A 1237-nucleotide genomic window follows, 5' to 3' on the forward strand; every position below is an offset into this window, starting at 1 on the left:
CAGTCACTGTATCCGGGAAATCACCATGAAAAAGTTATTCAACCTGTTTCCGTTATTTTTGTGGTTGCTTTATTCGACGGCACAGGCCAGCCCCACCTCACAAAATGATTTTGATTTTCTTGAGCCTTTTAATGACACTGCACTGGTGGCGAATGGGCTTGAGTTGACAGGAAGCATTGCTGGAGTTTCTTTGTCTACCCTGCTCAATCTGGGTGTATGGTGGGGTGTCTGTAAAACAGCGGGAATATTCTCCGGGCTTTCAAGAACCTATGATCTGGCTGAATCGGATACAAAGGAGCTGGAGGCGTTGAAAACGGATTTCTGTTGGCAACTGGCACCCGTGATGACCACCGCCGAAGTGGCGCTGGCTGGGCATGTGTCTCCCTGGCCCCTGAAGCAGTGGTGGTGGAAACCCCAGTATTTTATCGGTGCCGGAATGGCAGGTTATGCCGCTGTTGCGAAAACGAGGGAGCTCGTACCTGTCGCAGTGTTGACCTACTTTGCGTCAGAAGCGATATCAAGAACTGGAACGGGAGCTATTTCGGCGCTAATCCTGAGAAAAATGGGCGCAAGGGATATTTCAACTGAATCGTATGCGGTTTGGCAATACCCAATGTTGTCGTTAATTAATGGGGTTATCGTGGGGACTGTCGGTTATGAGGCCATGATCTATAAAGGCCATAGTCCAGTAAAAGCGACGCTTGCTTCCGTGTTCAGCGCATTGATTGTGGGTACCCTCTCGGGAGTTTTATCACTGTTAACAGTTGATGCGGGCAAAGGACAGACACCGTGCGGAGTCTTGGCCGCAGCCGTAGGTTGGTCCGGAGGCGCAGCGGCACTTGTACCCACAGCCGTAACCAAAGGCGGAACCGGAACCATAGCAGGAGCTGTAACCAAAGCTGGAGCTATAGTCACTGCCATAGCCGGAGCCGGGGCCGGAGCCTTGGCAGGAGCAGGAGCAGGAGCTGGATTTGTAGTCGTAACCTTCACCGGAGGCTCAGCCGCAGTTCTGGGTGGAGTCGGAGCCTTGCTTATATTGGTCAGTTCGAAGAAAATCTCAGACAACCGGGATGTCCAGGCCCTTCTCACTTTTGCGCCTGCGTTGGTTTTCGCTGTTATCAATAGTCTTTCAAACTACGCTGTTTATGGCCATCCACTGGAAGAAGGCTTTTCAGAGACCGTCTGGACTCAGTGGAAAAAGTTCTATGCGCCCCTGGATTATCTCTCGACTCTGTTT

At 51.4% G+C, this 1237-nt stretch carries 1 protein-coding gene; it reads left to right on the forward strand.

All coding sequences use genetic code 11. The annotated features are described in order from the left end of the window. Nucleotides 1-25: 25 nt before the first annotated feature. Nucleotides 26-1237 (forward strand): hypothetical protein (locus tag KDK19_RS10395; protein ID WP_257291890.1); only part of this gene is annotated, 1212 nt, incomplete at its 3' end.

Source organism: Endozoicomonas sp. ONNA1 (genome assembly GCF_024606325.1).
GTDB lineage: Bacteria > Pseudomonadota > Gammaproteobacteria > Pseudomonadales > Endozoicomonadaceae > Endozoicomonas_A.